An 18,241-nucleotide genomic window follows, 5' to 3' on the forward strand; every position below is an offset into this window, starting at 1 on the left:
GACACGGCAGGGCGTTTCATCGGAATCCGCACGTCAGACGGCATCCCTTGGCCGGTCCGCGGCACATCCCATGGCACGCTGGGCACGCGCAAGTTCCGCACCACCCGAGGAGAAGTGCCACGTGCCGCAGCACCAGCCAGCGGAGTCCCTCGCCGCCCCGGCGGTCCTCGCCGAGGAGCGCAGACTCCACAAGGACCTCGGCTTCTGGGGTCTGACCGCGATCGGCTTCTCCAACATCCTCGGCTCCGGCTGGCTGTTCGCGGCCATGTACGCCGCACAGGCCGCCGGACCCGCCGCCCTGCTGTCCTGGGTGGCGGCCGGTGCGCTGTGCGCCCTGATCGCCCTGATCGCCCTGGTCATGGTGGAGCTGGGGGCCACCCGGCCGGAGGGCGGCGGCACCGTGCGCTGGCCGCTGTACGCCAGCGGACGGCTGGTCGGCACGATGATCGGCTGGTCCGTGGTGCTCTCGGTGGGCGGTACGGCCGCCGAGATCAGCGCCATCATGCAGTACGCCGCCCACTACGTACCGGGGCTCTACGACCACGGCAGGCTCACCGCCTCCGGCCTCGGTGTTGCCGTCGCGCTGAGTGTGCTGCTGACGGCGCTCAACTGGTTCGCGGTACGGATATTCGCCCGGATGAACAACCTGGTGTCGGTGTTCAAGGTGGTCGTGCCCGTCGTCACCATCGCCGCGCTGTTCCTGTCCGGCACCCACGGCGGACGTCTCACGGACCACGGTGGCTTCGCGCCGTACGGCTACGCGGCGTGTCTGACCGCGCTCGCCGGTGGCGGCATCGTCTACTCCGTCAACGGCTTCCAGGCCCCGCTGGACTTCTCCGGAGAGGCCCGCAACCCGCGGCGCACCGTACCGGCCGCGGTGCTCACCGGGATCGGCCTCGCCGTCCTGGTCTACCTCGGACTCCAGCTGGCGTTCCTCTTCGCGGTGCCCGAATCGCTGCTGGACCACGGCTGGCGGGGCGTCAACTTCGAGTCGCCGTTCGGACAGCTCGCCCTGGTGCTCAATCTGCACTGGCTGGCCACGCTGCTCTACGCGGACGCGGTCGTCTCCCCGGGCGGTTCCGCCTATGTGGGCGTGGCCATCGACGCCCGGCATACCTACGCCCTGGCCAAGAACGGTCTGCTGCCCCGCTTCTTCATGCGTATCGACCCCCGCTCCGGTATGGCGCACCGGGCCCTGGTGCTCAACCTCGTGGTCATCGTGGTCTTCATGCTGCCGTTCGGCGGCTGGCAGGACATCGTGAGCGTCATGGGGGACATGTATCTGCTCATCTACGCGGCCTCGGCGGTGGCCGTCGCCGCGTTCCGGGCACATGACCGGGAACGGGGTGTGCCACGGGCCGAGGGCCAGGTACCCGGTGTGCGGTGGATCGCCCCCGTCGGGTTCGTCGTGGCGAGCGAGTTCGTCTACTGGTCGGGCTGGCACGATCTGCGGCTCGCGCTGCCCCTCGTCCTCGTCGGTGTGCCGCTGTTCCTGCTGCAACGGCGGAACGCGGACGGGGTTCCGGTCCGGGACGAACTGCGCCACGGCGCCTGGCTGGTGCTGCACCTGGCCGTACTGACCCTGCTGTCGTGGCTCGGCACCTTCGGCGGTTCCGGGCGGCTTCCGGCGCCGTACGATTCCCTGGCGGTGGCCGCCCTCGCCTCCGCGGTGTTCCTGTGGGCGGTGCGCTCGGGCGCCGACCACCTCAGGACGGCGCCGCCCGCGATGTCCTCGGGACCCGCGGTGTGACCCCGCGCGGCGGGACCCGCGGTGTGACCCCGCGCGGCGCCCTCCCCGTTCAGCGGCCGCCGCGGCCCTCCTCGTAATGCCGCACCTGGCCGATGAGCCGCCGCAGCAGGTCGCGGGCGGCGCCGATCTCGTCCGGCCGGATGCCTCCGATGAGCTCCTGATGGACCTCGGTGGCCCGTGCCGTGATCTTCCGCAGGGTGCGCTGCCCGGTGGGGGTGAGGGCCAGCAGCGGTGAGCCCTTGTGATCCGGGTTGGCCTCGAAGGCGGCCAGCCCCTCGCCCACCAGGTCATTGGCGACCCGCTGCACCCCCTGACGGGCGATGCCGAGGCGGCGGGCGGCCCGGGGCACGGTCAGGGGTGTCTCGGACACCACGCTGAGCAGCTGCCAGCGTGCCTGGGTCTGCCCCTCGGCCGCGGCGATCGCCTCGCCGGTCCTCCGCAGCAGCCCGGCCGCCTCGAAGACATCCGCCACCAGCAGGGCCATCTCGTCGGACATACCGTTCTCCGTCCTTCGCTCATTGACAACATATTGTCTGTGTGTGAAGCTGTTGTCATCCTAATCATAGGGGCCCGTACGGGACACCCCATCCTTTGGAGACGATCATGAGCAGAGCCATCAGCGCGGTCCACGCGGCCCAGGAGCGCGGCGCCGCCATCCGCCCCAAAGTCGGTGGCTTCCCCTATCTCGCCGAATCCCTGCGCCGGGCCGGGGTGGTCCGCTGCCGGATGGCGGTGCCGTCCAACGCGATGCTGTACCTCACCGACGCCGGAAACGTGGCCGTCCAGGGCGAGCCACTGATCACCGGCACGGCCGATGTGCCACGGTTCGACCGCGACGCGCTGATCGCCGCCCTCCGCGCCGACCAGGCGGGCGAGACCACGTTTCCTGAGTTCGTCCAGGGCTGCTGGTCGGCCGGGGTGGTCTGGTACGACGTGGATCTGCCCGGACGGCAGTGCGTGTACTACGGCGCGGAGGGCGAAAGCTACACCGAGGACTATGTGGCCGTCACAATCTGAGTGCACCCCGCACGACGGGCCATCACGGCTGCTGGAGGCTCCAGCGGTGCGGATGGCCGGGATCGGCGGGACAGGCGAAGATGTTCAGCTCGCCCCACCGGCCCACGGTCACCTCGGTGGGCGTCGCCGACACCAGATGGCTGGGCGCATCGCGCTCCTCCACGGGGATCCAGCTCCCACTGCCGCCGTCCCACTCCGAGCTGTCGATGGTCAGCAGCAACTCCATCGGCGCCGCGCAGGACGCGCAGTCCATCCGGGCGGGGTCCGTCACATGCCGCGACGCGAATCCTCCGGCCCGCCATCCGGGCAGTACCTCGGTGACCTCCCATGACCGGCGCCACAACAGCCGCACCGACATGCCGTATCCGGTACGGCCGTGCCGGTCGAACGGACACCAGAACGCCTGGAGCAGATCGCAGTCGTCCGGCCCCGGGCGCAGATCGGGGATGTCCCGGCGGAACAGCTGCGCCGCCCCGAGCATCGGCAGCGGATCGGTGTCGGCGAGCCCCGCGACACGGTGCTCATGCCTCAGCTCCGCGAGCAACTCCCGCTCCGCGTCCGTGGGACCGGAGGAGGGATCGCGCGCCCACGCGTCCCGGAGGATCCGCCGTTCGCGATGAAGTCCGCCGGACGCCTGCCATATGCCCGGCCGTGGGGTTCGGTGCACACCGGCCATGGCTCGTCCACCGGCCACAGCAGCGGCCCGGCCACGGAACTGTCCGTCACCTCCGGGGTGCCCGGACGCGGATGCAGCCGGGTCACCGTACCGCGGTGGGCGGCCAGCCCGGGATACAGCTTCTCGGCATCGAGCGGGCGTGGCGGAGTGGTCCTCGTCATGCGGCAACTCCAGATATCGGTGGTGCGGGCGATCGATCCGCGGCTTGTCATCCACCGGGCCACATCTGATCCGCACCGCTCGGTGGACGGGGCGCCCGCCCGGCTCCGCCGATCCGTCCATATCGCACAGGGTGCTCGGAGTGTCGCCCTCGGTGTGCGCGCCAGGGCGACTAGGGACAGTCACCGATGTCCGAAGTGTCGGTATTGGCAAAGCTGGCGACAGTGCGGGTCACGCTTCCGCGAGAAAGGGTGGTGAGCCGCGATGCTTCGCTTCTGGTTGATCGCCGGGCTCATCGCCGAACTCTTCCTCTTCGGTGTGTTCGTCGTGATCCATCTGTGGAACGACTAGCTCCGCAGGCTGGACCGGGTCCGTGAATTCCCCACACGGGCCCGGTCCCTGGCGCATGGTGCATGACCCTCGATGTTCCGCGAGGCCCATGAGTAGCATCCGTGCCACGTTCAATGAAACGTTTCACTCGGCACTGGCCATCCGCCGTTCGGTGACGACCGGGTGGTCCCATGACCACTGGAAGGCCGTGGTGCGCTATCTGGACCGGGAGATCGACCGGCTGGAGGACGGTCTCGCGGTCACCGCGCTCGGCGACTACCTCCCGCCGGGCCACGGCGGCAACCCGCCCGAGGACACCCGGCTCACGGCCACCGCCTATCTGCACCGCGGGCTCACCGCGATCGCCGAGCTGTCGCGGGTGACCGGTGACACGGCGGTGGGCAAGCGGTACCGTGCCACCGCCGATGAGCTGAAGTCCGCGTTCAACGCCGCGTTCCTCGCGCCCGAGGGCCACTACCGCACCGCGGACCACGCCCGGAACGGCTACCGGCAGACCAGCAACTGCGTTCCGCTCGCCTTCGGTCTGGTCCCGGCCGGAGCGCGCGCCACCGTCGTCGACTCCCTCCTCGGTGATATCGAGAAGCGCGGCAACCACCTCAACACCGGCGCCCTCGGCACCAGATTGCTGCTGCGCCAGCTCAGCGCCCAGGGCCACCCCGAGGTGGCCCATGCCATCGCCACCCAGCGCACCTACCCCAGCTGGGGCTACTGGTTCGCCAACGGCGCCGACACCATGTGGGAGATGTGGCAGCTCGACTCGCGCTCGCGCGACCACTACTTCCAGGGCACCGTGGTGCAGTGGCTCTACGAGAACGTGGCGGGCCTGCGCCCCGGTGACGACGGCTACCGCACCTTCACAGTCCGTCCCGACGGCCGGACCGGGGTGACCTCGGCGAGCACCTCGCTCCGTACGGTACGCGGCCGTGCGGCGGTGTCCTGGTCCGCCCTCGAGGGGACGGTGCGGATGTCGGTGGAGGTCCCGGTGGGCTCGAGTGCCGAAGTGCATGTACCGGCCGCCGGCCGTGCCGGGGTGTCCGCCCATGACCAGGCGCGCTGGCTCCGCTCGGACACGGGGTTCGAGGTGTTCCGCGTGGACCAGGGGCGTTGGGAGTTCATCAGCCGCGGCCGCCGCGGCTGACCGGGCCGCCCGCCCGGCAGACAGCACGAGGGCGCCTCACCGACCGTGTCGGCGAGGCGCCCCGCGCACGCCCGGACGCCGTCCCGCATCAGGGCGAGCTGAAGATGCCGTGGGGGCTCAGCCGATCGAGGAGGGGCCTTCGACCTTGGAGACGGGGATCGACTCCGCCGCGGAGGGCGCCGTCACCGTGAAGCGCACGCCGAAGTCGGACAGTTCCACGCCCTGCCCCGTCTTCTTGTCGTTGACTTTCACCGGGTAGGGCTTGCCCTCAGTCGCGATGTAGAGCGTCGAGGGCTTCCCCCCGGACATGGCCAAGGTGATCGGCACCACCTTCTTTCCGCCCGCGGTGGTCGGTGCCCCCTTGGTGACCTGCTTCGCGGACATCAGGCCCTTGGCCAGAGTCTCGGGCTGGAGCTCGCAGTACGCGGTCGTCAGCCCCAGGGTGATCGAGGACTTTGTGGTGCCGTGAAAATACTTGCCCTTGGCCTGCGGCTCCTTGGCGAGCGTCTGCTTTCCCTCCTTGGTGGCCCAGTAGGAATCCTCGGGCTTGATCCACGCCTGCTCGCCCTTCTTGATGACGCGGGAATCAATCCCCTGGAGACTGGTCTTGCCCAAGCAGTTGCCCGAGGTGTCCGTCGTGAGGTCGAGAGAGCTCTGGCCCTTGGTGTCGTCGAGCTTGACGCGCAGCGACTTCACCGATGAGACCGCTTCCCCGCTCTTCTTCGCGATCTGCTGCGCGCTCAGCTTCTCGACGCCGTTGGCCTGGCCGCCCTTGTCATCGCCGGGCTTGCCCTCGTCGCCGGGCTTGCCCTCGGCGGTCTTGTCGGTGTCCTTCTTGCTGTCGGTGCCGCTGTCGCTGCTACAGGCGGAGAGCCCCATCGCGGCCACCGCGATCACCGTGGCCGTCCACACGCCGAATTTCCGTGCCATGAGCTACTACCGCCTGTTCGTTGAAATGTGATGCAGAGAAAGTAAGAAGCGTCCGTCCCAGATCATGGGATAGGCATTCAGGGCGCGGAGTCAAATCGCGCTGGCAATACGCGCGTTGACATGGCCGACGGACGGCAAAGAGCGGAAGCAACCCTGCCACATGGAAAGGACATGTGTCGACACACGGGTTTCACTAGGGATTCTCCCTAGTGAGAAAAGGTAAGGGAATCGTGCGCCGTCAAAAAAATGGCCGCCCGGGGATTTCCCCGGGCGGCCGGTGTGGATTCTCCTGCGGAGTCAGCCGCAGTTCTCGGCTTTCTCCCGCGCCGTCATCTTGCGGGTGTGCTGCGTCCTGGCGCTGGCGATGTCCGCCACCGGACCGGTGGCGTCGAAGGGGACATACCAGTAGTAGTGGCCCTTGTACCTCTTCTTGAAGACCAGTTCGTAGGTCCCCTTCACCTTCTGCATCTGGGGCTCGCGGCTCACCCAGCCGACCTCACCGGGCGGGACGTCCACCATCGTGGTGGCCGTTTCCGAGTGCTCAGAGGTCCAGGTGTGCTTGAAGGAGCTCTCCACGGCTCCCGTGAAGACCTCCGCGAACTTGTACTCCGCCCTGATCGTGACCCCGAGGGAATTGCTCGACCCTGTGGTGTCCGTCCAGGAGATGCTGGACAGCTGGGGGTCCTTGGTGCAGTTGTAGGCGTAGTCGCCCACATGCCGCTTCTCCCCGGGGAAGATGTCGGGCTGACCGCCGGGGTGGAACACACAGGACTGTGTGCCGTTGTTGCACTGGTCCAGCAGCTCCTTGTCGGTCGGCTGGTCGTCGGCCTGGGCGGTGGGCATGGCGGTCAGGCTGCCCACGGCGGCTGCCACCGCCAGGAAACCGGCCACGCGGGCACGGTGACGGAACATGGTTCGTGCTCTCCTTCATGGGGGTGCCGAGCCGATCGGTGCGGCTCCTTCGAGGCGGCGCGCCGGCCTCCGCCCGTCCGGGCGGCCCGCCCGCGTCACTCGTCGCAGTACGACGCCTTCTCCTTGGCCGTCATGGGCCGGGTGAGCTGCGACTTGTTGCTGACCCCCAGGGGGCCGGTGGCCTTGAACGGGACGTACCAGTAGTAGTGGCCCTTGTACCTGTCCTTGAAGACCAGTTCGTAGGTGCCCTCGACGGACTGCATCCTGGGCGCGCGGGTGATCCAGCCCACCTCGCCGGGGCGGACATCCACATTGGTGGTCTGGGTCTCGGTGTGCGAGCTCGTCCAGGTGTGCTCGAAGGACGTCGTCACCGTCGTCTTGAAGATGACGCCGAATGTCGCGCTCATGGAGAGCCCGACACTGTTGGACTCCCCGGTGGTGTCGGACCAGGAGAGGCTGGACCGCTGTTTGCGGCTGGTGCAGTTGTAGGCGAAGTCACCCACCTGGTGCCGCTCGCCGGTGAACTCCGTGGGCTGACCGCTGGGGTGGAACACACAGGACTTGGTGCCGTTGCCGCACTTCTCCAGGAGTTCCTTGTCGGAGGGCGGGTCATCGGCCTGTGCGGCCGGCACGGCGGTCAGGCTGCCCACCACGGCCACCGCCGCCACGAATCCGGCTGCGCGGGCACGGGTACGGAACATCGTGCGTTGATCTCCTATCGGGAGCGCCGGGTTGCTGCCGCGGTGACCCTGCTCGGGGTGCCGCGGGGACCGGCTAGGTGAAGCTGACCGACTGGGCCTTGTTGTCGGCGGAGGCGCCGACGTCGATGGTGTTCTCCTTGTACGGTCCTTCGACCCCGCCACCGAGGTTGGGCTGCGGATGGAGCTGGATCTGGCAGTTGCCCCAGGGCTGCACGGAAGAGATCTTGTTCTTCCACTTGGTGTCGAGGTTCCAGTAGAAGTCCTCGTCATCGTCGTGGCACGGGTGGGAGCCCCACAGGGTGAGCGAGGCGCCTCCGTAGCGCTTCTGTGTGAAGAACGTGCCGATGACGACGTCGCTGGGCTGGACGACCCGGTTGGTCGCCGGAGCGGGCAGGTCCTCCTCGTCGGCGTTCACCTTCGTCCGGAAGGCCGCGGACCTCGCTGCGGTCGCGGGGTCGGGTGCGGCGGCGGCGCGGCCCGCCGTGGCGTGCTCCATCACCTCGGCGAACGTGGCGAAGCACCGCAACTGGCCGTTGTCCGTGTTGGCCAGGCAGTGGCGGCCGGCGGCATGGGAGGTCTCGGCCACGGCGGCCGGTGCGGTCCCCGCGGTGCAGAACACCCCGGCGACTCCGGCCACCGCGGCCACCGCGATCCGGCCACGTCGTGCTCGTGCGGTCATGCGAACGTCTCCTGTGTGAGAGGAACTTCGGTGCTCGCTCCCGGCGTTCCGGGCAGCCTTCCGTACGGTCGAGCCAAGGAAACGGACCGCCGGGACAGAAGCGGAATAATAATGATGCACTCCGGTGGAACGGCGCACCAGCGAAGTCCCGAAGAGACTTTCGCCTCTTGTGAGCGATGGCCTCGGACACGCCCTAATTGCCCTGGCTCGCGGCTCATATTCACGGTGAGATTTTGTGATTCGACCACGGCCGTACGGTGGAAGGGGCCTGGTTCCGGGTGAAGGTGAATATCCCTCAATCAGCGTGCAGGACAAGCCGGATGGCCGCGCGGATGTCCCACTCCGTCACCGTGTCATCCCCCTCGCCGTCGCCCCCCAGGGGATCCCCGCGGGTGATCCGCAGCGGTGGCGCCTTGAGCGCGGAGTGCACCACGGTGGCCGCGGCCACGATCTCACCGGCCACCGAACCCTGCGCCGGGGCGTCGTCACACACCACCAGCCGGCCGGTGCGGACCGCGGAGCCGAGGACGGTGTCCAGGTCCAGCGGCACCACCGTGCGCGGATCGACTACCTCCACCGACACGCCCTCGTCGGCCAGTCGGGCCGCCGCCCGCAGCGCCACCGGTACCAGCGCGCCGACCGCCACCACGGACACATCCGTACCGGGGCGCCGCACCGCGGCGACCCCGAGCGGCACCTCCGCCGCGGGCCCCGCCCGTGACGGCAGATGGTCCGCCGCCGCGCTCCGCGCCACCACCACCGGCCCCGAGGAGCGGATGGCGGCCAGCGTCAGCCCCGCCGCGTCATGCCCGTCCGAGGGCAGGACCGTGGTGAGCCCGGTCAGCGGGACGAGGAGCGAGTGCACCGGTTGCGCACCGGGCGGCTCACCCCAGTCGTCGACGACGAACACCACCGGCAGCGCGGAGGTCGCGGCACTCACCGCGGCGGTATGTGCCAGTGGCCCCAGGACGGTGGCGGCCGCGCAGCCGGTGAGGTCCACCACCGGACGCAGTCCGGCCGCCGCGGCGGCGGCGCACACCCCGGCCACCGTCCCCGCCGGGCCCGGCAGGTCACGGACCCGCCGCGCCCCGACCGCCTCGGCCAGCTCACGAAGGGCCGTTGAGGTGGTGGCATCCGGCGGCCGGGCCGCCGGGCGGACGGCCACGACGGAGGGATCGTCGGCCATCGCGGCCCGCAACCCCTCCCACACTCCGGCCAGCGCGGGGGTGTCGGGTACGGATCTGCCCGCGCTCACCACGCCCGTCCGACATCCCCCGACGGGGCGATGGAAGCGGAACCGGCGCCCGGTGGGATGAGGCCGGAACCGGCGTCGCCGTCGTCCGGGTGGCCGGTGTCGGTGGCGTCCAGCCAGCCGTCGACGGTGGCCGCCTCCTCGGCCCGCAGCCGGTCGACATCGGCGCGGGTCAGCACCCCGGCGGCGATCAACTGTCCTGCCAGAGCGGCGATCGGGTCCTCGGGGTACGCGCCATCGGTCGCCGGGGCGCCGTCGCCGCCCATGGACTCCGGGCTGGCCAACCGGGGCAATGCGGCGGGGAGTTGGATCTCGAGCAGCCCCGGCCCCCCGCCACCGCGCACCCGGCGTACCGCGCTCTCCGCCGCCCGGTGCACTTCCAGTACGTCCCCGGCGTCCACCGGTCCGTCCCGCATCGCCCGCAGATCGCCGGGTGTCGCGGCGACGGGGGTGGCCGGGTCACCCGGTTCGGCGGAACGGTGCTGGCGGACGAAGAGGACCGGCAGCCGCATCTCCCGCGCCATCAGCGTCGCCTCGTACCATCCGGGGGAGAGATGGGCGTCGCACAGGACCACGGTGATGTGGTCGCGACCCGCCTCCTGGTCGGCCCAGGCGGTGCCGACCGCCGTCACCAGTGCCTGTTCGGCGAGGCCGTTGGCGCCGACCAGTCCGTGGCTGATGTCGAAGAAGTGGGCCAGCAGACCGTGGCCCCGGGCACAGCCCTTCGGGCGCCCCAGGACTCCGGCCCACAGCCGGTCCGGGCGGGTGTTCTTCGCGATGAGCGCGGCGTGGCCGGAGGACACCGAGGTCACCCTGTCCTCGTCGCGCATCGCCGCGATGACACCGACCACCACCGACTCCCCGCAGTGGGGGAGGGGTTCGAGCGCGGGAGCCAGCCCCTGGGCCCGCAGCGACGCGGCCTTCGCCTCGTACAGCCGCACACGCATCATCAGACGCAGTAAGGGGAGTCGGCGCTCGAGAGTGCGGCTCGGGCCGCGGCTGGAAGCTGTCTGCACGTATTGCCACTCTTTCGCCTGGCGGACGGTCTCCCTGGCGGACGGTCGCGTGGACCTGCCGTGAACGCGCCCGCCGGAACAGGGCGCGGCCACGGATCGCGTTGAGCATTCCAGAAGATCAGCGACCGGACCCCGATGGCTTTCCCTAGTCGTCGGCCACGGGCTCCGTACTCGCGGGCCGTCGCGCTCGATTACTATCGATCTCTCCATACTGATCGGTAGGGGTACATGGCCGAGGAAGCGCGCGGGGGTGATCTGTCCCGCCTCCGTCAGCTGAACGCGCGTGCCGTCGTACGTGTGCTCCGTGGCGAACCACCGCTGACCCTGAGCGAGATCGCCCGCCGCACCGGACTGTCGCGCGCCTCCACCGACGACGTCGTGCGGCAACTGACCGCACAGGGCTGGGTGGCCGAGGCCGAGCGCACCGCCGGCACGATCGGCCGTCCCGCCCGCCGCTACCGCTTCTGCGCCGACGCCGGACGGGTGCTCGGTGTGGAGGTGGGCGAGCGCCAGGTGACCGCGACGGTGGCAGATCTCGACGGCGCCGTGACACACACCGCCCGTATCGCGGTCGACGCCTCCGCGGACCGCACCGGACGGCTGGCCGCGGTCGACGAGGCGGCACGGCAGGCGAGGTCCGCGGCCACCGCGGAACTGGGCCCCGGTGGTATCTGGGCCACCGGGGTGGCCACTCCCGGCCTCGTCGACGCGGACGGACGCGTGGCCGTCTGCGACGACCTGCCGGACTGGACGGGGGTCGATCTGCGCGCCCGGCTCGCCCGCTCGGTGCCCGGCACCGTCCTGGTGGACACACTGGGCAATCTGGCGGCTCTGGCCGAGAGCTGGCGGGGCGCGGCACACCACGCCGAGCACGCCATCTGTCTGTACGCGGGGCCCACCACCGGCGCGGGGCTGATCATCGGTGGTGCGGTGCACCGCGGCTTCGGCAACGCCGCCGGGCAGATCGGCGCACTGCCCGCCGCGGGCTGGGAACGGGCGCGGCGGCGGGTACGGGACTGGCGTCCCACGACGGCGGGGAGCGGCCCGGCCGACGACGCGGACGCAGGCGCGGTGGACGTGTTCACCGCCGCCCGCGCCGGGGACCGGTCCGCGGTGAACACGGTGCGCGCCTACGCACGGGACCTGGGCGCCGGTACGGCGGCTCTGGTGCTCACCCTCGATCCACAGCTCCTCGTGCTGAGCGGTGGTTTCGCGGACCAGCCGGAGGCGGTGACCGCCCCGCTGCGCCGGGAGCTGACCCGGCGCTGTCTGCGCGCTCCGGAGATCCTGGTCTCACCCCTTGGTGAGCGGGCGGTGGTGCTGGGAGCGGTCCGGCTCGCCCTGGACCATGTCCGTGGCCTCGGGGTCGGTGGGCCGCTGTCCTCGTCGCCGCCGTCCCCGCCCGGCTGACCCCGCGCACACCACGGCGGGCGGCCGCCATGGCCCTCGCCACGCGGGCCTCGCCGGTGCTCTGCCCCGGAACCCACACCCGCGGGACGGGCCACGTACGACGGAAATGATGCGCGGCCACGGCGCCGGGTGTGTGCTGGAACGGACGGCACCTCGGCCGCCGCGGGAGGTCCGATGCACACGGCTCTGGGGGTGGGTGGTCCCGTGGCCCCGCGCTGGAGCGCACGGCTGGCGGTGGCGGCGGGCGCGGCGGCGGTGCTGGTCCTGCTGCTCTTCGCCGGACTCAGCAGTGTGCTCCTGGTGGCGGTCGGCGCGGCCGGGATGGCGCTCACGGCCGCCGGTGCGTGGTGGGCGCTGGTGCACCGCGCGCTGCTCAGGGCGCTCGCCCTCGCGCTCGCCGTCGCCGCACCCGTGACGGTCGTCGTGCTCTACGCGCTCGCCGGACTGCTGTGGGTGGCCCTCGTCTCGGCCGCCCTGTGGGCGCTGGCCGTGTCCACCGGCCGGGCCGCGCTGGCCGCGGACACCGGACCGGACCACACCGCGGAACGCCCGGCCACCGCGCCGCGGCGGCCCTTCCTCATCATGAATCCGCGCTCGGGCGGCGGGAAGGTCGACGCCTTCCACCTGGTCGAGCGGGCGAAGGCGCTCGGCGCCGAGGTCGTGGTCCTGGACCCGGGCCATCCCCAAGACGTGGCCGGGCTCGCCCGGCGGGCCGCCAACGAGGGCGCCGATCTGCTCGGCGTGGCGGCCGGTGACGGAACACAGGCCCTGGTCGCGGGCGTGGCGGCCGAACGCGGACTCCCCTTCATGGTGATCTCCGCCGGAACCCGCAACCACTTCGCCATGGACCTCGGACTGGACCGGGACGACCCCGCCACCTGTCTGGACGCGCTCACCGACGGGGTGGAACTCCGGGTCGACCTGGGCCATATCGGGGACCGCCCGTTCGTGAACAACGCGTCCTTCGGCGCCTACGCCTCCGTCGTCCAGAGCCCCGCCTACCGCGACGACAAGCTCCGTACGACCCTGGACCTGCTGCCGGACCTGCTCACCCATCACACCGGACCACGGCTGACCGTCCGGGCACGGGACCGTGTCATCGAGGGGCCGCAGGCCGTCCTGGTGAGCAACAACCCGTACCGGATGGGCGACCCGGCCGGACTGGGACGGCGGGACCGGCTGGACTCCGGCGTGCTGGGGGTGCTGGCCGCCACCGTCGACAGCGCGGCCCAGGCGGCCGGGATGCTGCGTGGCCGCCATGCCCCTGGGCTGACCTCGCTCACCGTCCATGAGGTGGTCGTGGAGGCCGACGACCCCACCGTCCAGGTCGGGGTGGACGGGGAGGCGCTGACCCTGCCGGCACCCGTGCGGTGCCGGATCGCGCCGCGCGCCCTCCGTCTGCGGCTGCCCCGCCACCGCCCCGGCACCCCGTCCCGTAAGCCGCCGATGGACTGGCGGCGGGTGCGGCAGCTGGCACTGAACCTTGGCCGGACCGCGAGGCCCCCCACACATGGCCCCGCACGCCACTGAACCGGGTGGCCGGAAAGCGCGGCGCGCCCTTGCCCGCGCCGACGGCGTTTGCTCGGATGACCGCGATATACGGACCGGTGTCGCTGGGGGTGTGGTGTGGACGGATTACGGGTGTCGCCGTGGAAGCGCTATGGGCATGACCGCCTGTACGTCAATCTCCCCGGTGGCGAGACGGTGGCCTGGTTCGACCGCGGCACCGGACGGCTCCGGGTGCGGATCGAGGAGTACCGGGAGGACGTCGTCGAGGTGCTGGCGCCGTATCTCACCGGTCCGGTGCCCACACCCGCACAGGGCGTGGCCCCCGGGGAGCCCGCGGCGATCCGCCCGCGGCACGACCTCGCGGCCAACCGGCCGGGCGACGCGGTCCGCAAGAAACTGGACGAGGTGGCCCCGGGCTGGGTGGAGCGTTTGGTGGCGGTGTTGCTGGGACGCCGCTCCCCGGCGTACGGCTGGCGGAAGGGGCTGGTGGGGGAGCGGCGGGTCGGCGCCGAACTGGAGCGGCTGACCTCCAGGGGCTGGCGGGTGCTGCACTCCATCCCACTGGCGCGGAACGTGGACATCGACCATCTGCTGATCGGTCCCGGCGGAGTGTTCTGCGTGAACACCAAATACCACCGCGGCGCCCGGGTCTGGGTGGGGGACGACTCCGTGCGCATCGGCGGCCAGTCGTATCCGTACGTCCGCAAGAGCCGCGCCGAGGCGCGGCGCGCGTCCACCGCCCTCTCCCGGGCGTGCGGCTTCACCGTCGAGGTGCGGCCCGTGCTCGCGTTCGTCGATATCGACCGGGTCACCGTGGTGCCGTCGCTGCGGGACGTACGGGTGGTCCGGGACCGGGAGTTCTCGTCGTTCACGGGCATGGCGGGGATATGGACACCGGGCGAGACCGACGCCATCCACGGCGCCGCGCGCGACCCCCGCACCTGGGCAGACGTCTGACGCCCCGCCCTCACCCGCCGCCGGTGTCCAGCACATCGACCCGGGGCAGATCCCGGTGCTGGTGGTGTGCTTCGGCGATCTCCAGCAGTGAGGTGCGGCCCAGCGCCCGGTACGCCGCCACGAGGAGGGTGTTCGCCCGGGCCTCCCGGACCGGGTCCCCGGCCGAGGCCCAGTGCAGATCCCGCCCCAGGACCAGCGCCTCCGCCGGATCGCCGTCCGCACACCACCGCAGCGCGTCGGCCGCACAGGTCTCCACGGCCGCGGCGTCGTCGAAGAGCCCGTACATGTACCGCGCGAACCGGTACTCGTCGGCTCCCCCGTGCGGTGGCCGGTCCAGTGCGGTACGGCCCGCCACCAGCGCGCCCCCGGCGTCCAGGGTGGTGATCCGGTCCGGATCCTCCGGGGGGAGACCCGCGCCGTAGGCGTTGCCGTACGCGAGCCCCACCTCGGTGCGGTCCCCCGTCTCGAGAGCGGTCAGCGCCTCCCGCAGCCGCTCCAGCCCCGACATCCGCGCGGCCACGTACGCCGATTCCGCGTCGTCGTCCGCGAGGTCCCGCCAATGGAGCTCCAGCCGGGCGCGCAGCGCCTCCAGCGGGGTCCGCCAGGTGCGGTCGATCCCGCCGCCGTCATGGGTGTAGTAGGAGGCGACGCCGTCGCAGTCGCGGCCGTCGTCGAACCACAGCCCGTAGTGCAGCCCGTCCGAGCCGCCGTGCAGGAAGGTGAGGAACTCCGGAGGATCGCGGTAGTAGCGCCCGTGCACCCGCACATCGACGCCGTCGCGCGCCGGGAGCCCCGGATCGGCACACAGGTCGGTGACCCCGGCCACCGCCACGTCCATGTCCGCGAGCGCCTGCCGCTCGACGGGGCCGAGCCCCTCCAGGAACGTCCAGAACCGGAAGAAGGACTCGGGCAGGGTGACACCCCACTCCCGCAGCACCCGGTCCGCGACGGCGGTCCGCCGCCGCTCGTAGGGCATCCGTTCCCCGGACATCGCCCATCCCCCACCTCGACAACCGACGACACCGACAGGCGTCAACAACGCCGGACCGAGGCTAGCGGACCATGCCGTACGGCAGGTCGGCCAGCCCCGGTCCGAAACGGTGTCAGCCGCCCGCGAGCGCGCGGCTGCGCTGCTCGATCCCCGGGCCACCGTACGGATAGTCCGCCGCACCCGGGTCGCTGACCTCGTCGAGCCGCCGCAACTCCCCTTCGGAGAGCCGCAGTTCGGCGGCGGCGAGATTGTCCTCGAGCTGCTCCAGGGTGCGGGCGCCCAGGATGACCGAGCTCACGCCCGGACGGGCCAGCACCCATGCCAGGGCCACCTGGGCCATGGAGACATCGCGCTCCTCGGCCACCGCCCGCACCGTGTGCACCACGTCCCAGGTGCGCTCGAGCGAGCTGCGCCGGTCGTACGCCTCGGTGCCCCGCTCGGGGTTCTCGCCCAGCCGGGTGGCCCCGCTGGGGCGGGTGTCTCGGCGGTACTTGCCGGTCAGCCAGCCGCCGCCGAGCGGGCTCCACGGCAGCAGCCCCAGCCCTTCGGAGGCGCAGGCCGGAGTGATCTCCCATTCGATCTCGCGCGACAGCAGGCTGTACTGCGGCTGGAGGGTCACCGGGCGGCTCAGCCCCCGGAAGTCGGCCACGTCCACCGCCTTCTGGAGCTGCCAGCCGGTGAAGTTGGACAGCCCCACGTAGTGGATCCGGCCCTGCCGTACGGCGTCGTCCAGGAAGCGCAGCGTCTCCTCGATCGGGGTCAGCGGGTCCCAGGAGTGCACCTGGTACAGCGCCACGGTCTCGACGCCGAGACGGCGCAGCGAGGCGTTGAGCGCGCGGTCCAGGTGGCTGCGCGACAGCCCCACGTCGTTGGGGCCGGTACCCATCGGGAAACGCCCCTTGGTGGCGATGGTGACCCGGTCGCGGATATCGGCGGGACGGGCGGCCAGCCAGCGGCCGACGATCTCCTCGGCCGCGCCCGCGGTGTAGACATCGGCGGTGTCGATCAGTGTGCCGCCCGCTTCGACGAAGCGGTCGAGCTGGGCGAAGGCGCTGGACTCGTCGGACTCGGCGCCGAAGGTCATGGTGCCGAGCGCGAGCGTCGAGACACTGCAACCACTGCGGCCGAGGGTGCGGTACTCCACGGTCGGTACTCCTTGGATGAGAGATGAGCGGAGAAGAGAAGAGGGTCCGGGTGGTGGCGGCCGGGCGGGCCCGGTGGCCGGTTTCCATGCTGGGCCGTACCCCACCCATTTGTCCAAGAGAAGAGAGTGGACGGATTCAGCGCCAGCACTTCTCAATCGCCTACACTTCTCCCTCATGGAACTCCGACAGCTCGAGTACTTCGTGGCCGTCGCCGAGGAGCGGCACTTCACCAGGGCGGCCCACCGGATGATGGTGTCCCAGTCGGGGCTCTCGGCCTCGGTGCGTGCGCTGGAGCGGGAGCTCGGCTCTCCGCTGTTCGTCCGCACCACCCGGAGTGTGGAGCTCACCGGCGCCGGGCGGGCCCTGCTGGTGGAGGCCAACCGCACGCTGGCCGGGGCGCGTGCCGCCCGGGAGGCCGTGGCCGAGGTGCAGGGGCTGCTGCGGGGCAGCCTCGCGGTCGGTGTCGAGCAGTGTGTCACCGTCGATGTCGGAGCGCTGCTGGCGCGCTTCCGCGCCCAGCACACCAATGTGGAGGTCCGGCTGCGCCAGGCGGGCTCGGCCCTGCTGATGGACGACGTGGTCGACGGGCGGCTGGACATGGCCTTCGTGACCCTTCCAGGACCGCCCCCGGACGGTGCGTGTCTGGTGCCGCTGGACAGCGAGCCGATGGTGCTGCTCTGCGGCTCCGGCCACCGGCTGGCCGGGTCCGGCCAGGTGAAGTGGGAGGAGCTGGCGGACGAGACCTTCGTGGACTTCCACCCCGACTGGGGCGCCCGGCGGGTGACCGACCGGGTGTTCGCCGCCTGCGATACGCCACGCCGGGTCGCCCTGGAGGTGTACGACGTGCACACCCTCATCGAGCTGGTGGGCCACGGGCTGGGGATCGCGGTCGTGCCCCGGCCCGTCGCCCGCAAGGAGCAGGCGGCGGGGCTGTGTGTGGTGCCGATGGACCCGGGGGCCGACGAGCGGCAGCGGCGCTGGGAGGTGTCCGTGGCCACCCCGGCCGGTGACCGTCCGAGCCCGGCCGCGCGCGAGCTGCTGTCGTATCTGGGCCGCTGAGGGCGGGTTCGGCGGGCTCCGGGCACGGGGAGGCTGCCGGATTGATGGACAGTCAGGAGATCCGCTCGCACACTGTCCAGCAAGTCCCCTCCCAGGAGGCGCCGTGGCCGTGCGGATCTGTTCGCTGATCGTCGATATGCCGCAGCTCGTCCCGGCCGACGGTAGATACCACGTGGTGCGGTTCCCGTACGGCCGCGAGGAGTCCCACGACCCGGACAATATGCATCCGGCCCGGCAGCCCGACGGCTACACGGTCGGCAAGTGGCGCAGCGACGACCGCTCGGGACTCATCTGGCCGTCGGTGGACGGCTGGGGCGCGCTGACCGCCATGGTCCAGTGGGAGAAGGGGAACTACACCGAGCTGCGGGACCGCTTCTCGCGCGATCCGCTGGGGCTGTCGACGGGCGCCGACTCGACGGCCACCGACCACCGTGCGCCGAGCCCCGGAATGCAGTGCTTCACCAAACACCACGAGATCTTCGTACATCCCGATGTCCCGCTCGCGCTGATGGTCGCGCACGACGACCGCACCGCCCGCCGGCTGGTGTTCGCCGAGTTCAAACTCGCCGTGCACACCACCACCTGACGG

At 71.3% G+C, this 18,241-nt stretch carries 18 protein-coding genes; 8 read left to right on the top strand and 10 right to left on the bottom strand.

The genetic code is table 11. The features are described from left to right. Positions 1–121: 121 nt before the first annotated feature. On the top strand, positions 122–1,750 hold the full coding sequence (locus AB0C66_RS31710; protein WP_362446429.1) for an APC family permease: 1,629 nt from the start codon (positions 122–124) through the stop codon (positions 1,748–1,750). Positions 1,751–1,799: 49 nt separating this feature from the next. Here the strand turns inward: AB0C66_RS31710 and AB0C66_RS31715 are convergent, their stop codons facing one another. Beyond that, positions 1,800–2,246 carry a MarR family winged helix-turn-helix transcriptional regulator gene (locus tag AB0C66_RS31715; protein WP_362446432.1) on the bottom strand — a complete coding sequence of 149 codons (447 nt, stop codon included), beginning with the start codon at positions 2,244–2,246 and terminating at the stop codon, positions 1,800–1,802. A gap of 107 nt (positions 2,247–2,353) precedes the next feature. Here AB0C66_RS31715 and AB0C66_RS31720 point away from each other — a divergent pair, with 107 nt between their 5' ends. After that, positions 2,354–2,767, top strand: a complete 414-nt coding sequence (locus AB0C66_RS31720; protein WP_362446435.1) for a DUF1398 family protein — start codon at positions 2,354–2,356, stop codon at positions 2,765–2,767. A gap of 22 nt (positions 2,768–2,789) precedes the next feature. Here AB0C66_RS31720 and AB0C66_RS31725 read toward each other — a convergent pair whose 3' ends face one another. After that, complete coding sequence (locus AB0C66_RS31725) at positions 2,790–3,434, bottom strand: hypothetical protein (protein WP_362446438.1); 645 nt, start codon at positions 3,432–3,434, stop codon at positions 2,790–2,792. A 607-nt stretch (positions 3,435–4,041) separates the two neighbouring features. Here AB0C66_RS31725 and AB0C66_RS31730 point away from each other — a divergent pair. Beyond that, positions 4,042–5,091 (top strand): alpha-L-rhamnosidase C-terminal domain-containing protein, encoded by a 1,050-nt coding sequence (locus AB0C66_RS31730; protein ID WP_362446441.1) that lies wholly within the window; start codon positions 4,042–4,044, stop codon positions 5,089–5,091. Positions 5,092–5,208: 117 nt separating this feature from the next. Here AB0C66_RS31730 and AB0C66_RS31735 read toward each other — a convergent pair whose 3' ends face one another. The 6 genes from AB0C66_RS31735 to AB0C66_RS31760 all read right to left on the bottom strand — a co-directional run bounded on the left by AB0C66_RS31735 (position 5,209) and on the right by AB0C66_RS31760 (position 10,515). Beyond that, positions 5,209–6,021 (bottom strand): hypothetical protein, encoded by an 813-nt coding sequence (locus tag AB0C66_RS31735; RefSeq protein WP_362446444.1) that lies wholly within the window; start codon positions 6,019–6,021, stop codon positions 5,209–5,211. A gap of 297 nt (positions 6,022–6,318) precedes the next feature. Then, positions 6,319–6,933, bottom strand: a complete 615-nt coding sequence (locus AB0C66_RS31740) for a hypothetical protein (RefSeq protein WP_362446446.1) — start codon at positions 6,931–6,933, stop codon at positions 6,319–6,321. A gap of 95 nt (positions 6,934–7,028) precedes the next feature. Next, the gene (locus tag AB0C66_RS31745; protein ID WP_362446448.1) at positions 7,029–7,634 is read right to left on the bottom strand and encodes a hypothetical protein; all 606 of its coding nucleotides are present in this window, start codon (positions 7,632–7,634) and stop codon (positions 7,029–7,031) included. A gap of 73 nt (positions 7,635–7,707) precedes the next feature. Continuing rightward, positions 7,708–8,313, bottom strand: a complete 606-nt coding sequence (locus tag AB0C66_RS31750) for a hypothetical protein (RefSeq protein ID WP_362446451.1) — start codon at positions 8,311–8,313, stop codon at positions 7,708–7,710. A gap of 295 nt (positions 8,314–8,608) precedes the next feature. Further along, positions 8,609–9,568 carry a transketolase C-terminal domain-containing protein gene (locus AB0C66_RS31755; RefSeq protein WP_362446454.1) on the bottom strand — a complete coding sequence of 320 codons (960 nt, stop codon included), beginning with the start codon at positions 9,566–9,568 and terminating at the stop codon, positions 8,609–8,611. Next, positions 9,565–10,515, bottom strand: coding sequence for a thiamine pyrophosphate-dependent enzyme (locus AB0C66_RS31760; protein ID WP_362446456.1), 951 nt, complete (start codon positions 10,513–10,515; stop codon positions 9,565–9,567). The genes AB0C66_RS31755 and AB0C66_RS31760 overlap by 4 nt, the downstream gene beginning before the upstream one ends. A gap of 294 nt (positions 10,516–10,809) precedes the next feature. Here AB0C66_RS31760 and AB0C66_RS31765 point away from each other — a divergent pair, with 294 nt between their 5' ends. The 3 genes from AB0C66_RS31765 to AB0C66_RS31775 all read left to right on the top strand — a co-directional run bounded on the left by AB0C66_RS31765 (position 10,810) and on the right by AB0C66_RS31775 (position 14,457). Next, the gene (locus AB0C66_RS31765) at positions 10,810–11,991 is read left to right on the top strand and encodes an ROK family protein (protein ID WP_362446458.1); all 1,182 of its coding nucleotides are present in this window, start codon (positions 10,810–10,812) and stop codon (positions 11,989–11,991) included. 174 nt (positions 11,992–12,165) lie between these two features. Continuing rightward, a complete protein-coding gene (locus AB0C66_RS31770) occupies positions 12,166–13,521 on the top strand; it encodes a diacylglycerol kinase family protein (protein WP_362446461.1) in 1,356 nt (451 codons plus the stop codon). A 111-nt stretch (positions 13,522–13,632) separates the two neighbouring features. After that, entirely contained in the window at positions 13,633–14,457 is an 825-nt protein-coding gene (locus tag AB0C66_RS31775) for a nuclease-related domain-containing protein (protein WP_362446464.1), read from the top strand. A gap of 10 nt (positions 14,458–14,467) precedes the next feature. On the opposite strand, the gene AB0C66_RS31780 is transcribed toward AB0C66_RS31775, so the two are convergent. Continuing rightward, on the bottom strand, positions 14,468–15,448 hold the full coding sequence (locus tag AB0C66_RS31780) for a hypothetical protein (RefSeq protein ID WP_362446467.1): 981 nt from the start codon (positions 15,446–15,448) through the stop codon (positions 14,468–14,470). 112 nt (positions 15,449–15,560) lie between these two features. Further along, entirely contained in the window at positions 15,561–16,592 is a 1,032-nt protein-coding gene (locus AB0C66_RS31785; protein ID WP_362446470.1) for an aldo/keto reductase, read from the bottom strand. Positions 16,593–16,767: 175 nt separating this feature from the next. On the opposite strand from AB0C66_RS31785, the gene AB0C66_RS31790 reads away from it, so the two are divergent. Beyond that, a complete protein-coding gene (locus tag AB0C66_RS31790; RefSeq protein ID WP_362446473.1) occupies positions 16,768–17,652 on the top strand; it encodes a LysR family transcriptional regulator in 885 nt (294 codons plus the stop codon). Positions 17,653–17,755: 103 nt separating this feature from the next. Then, positions 17,756–18,238 (top strand): hypothetical protein, encoded by a 483-nt coding sequence (locus tag AB0C66_RS31795; RefSeq protein WP_362446476.1) that lies wholly within the window; start codon positions 17,756–17,758, stop codon positions 18,236–18,238. The last annotated feature ends 3 nt before the right edge of the window (positions 18,239–18,241 follow it).

Origin of the sequence: Streptomyces sp. NPDC048636, assembly GCF_040650655.1 — a bacterium.
In the GTDB taxonomy this organism is placed as follows: Bacteria; Actinomycetota; Actinomycetes; order Streptomycetales; family Streptomycetaceae; genus Streptomyces.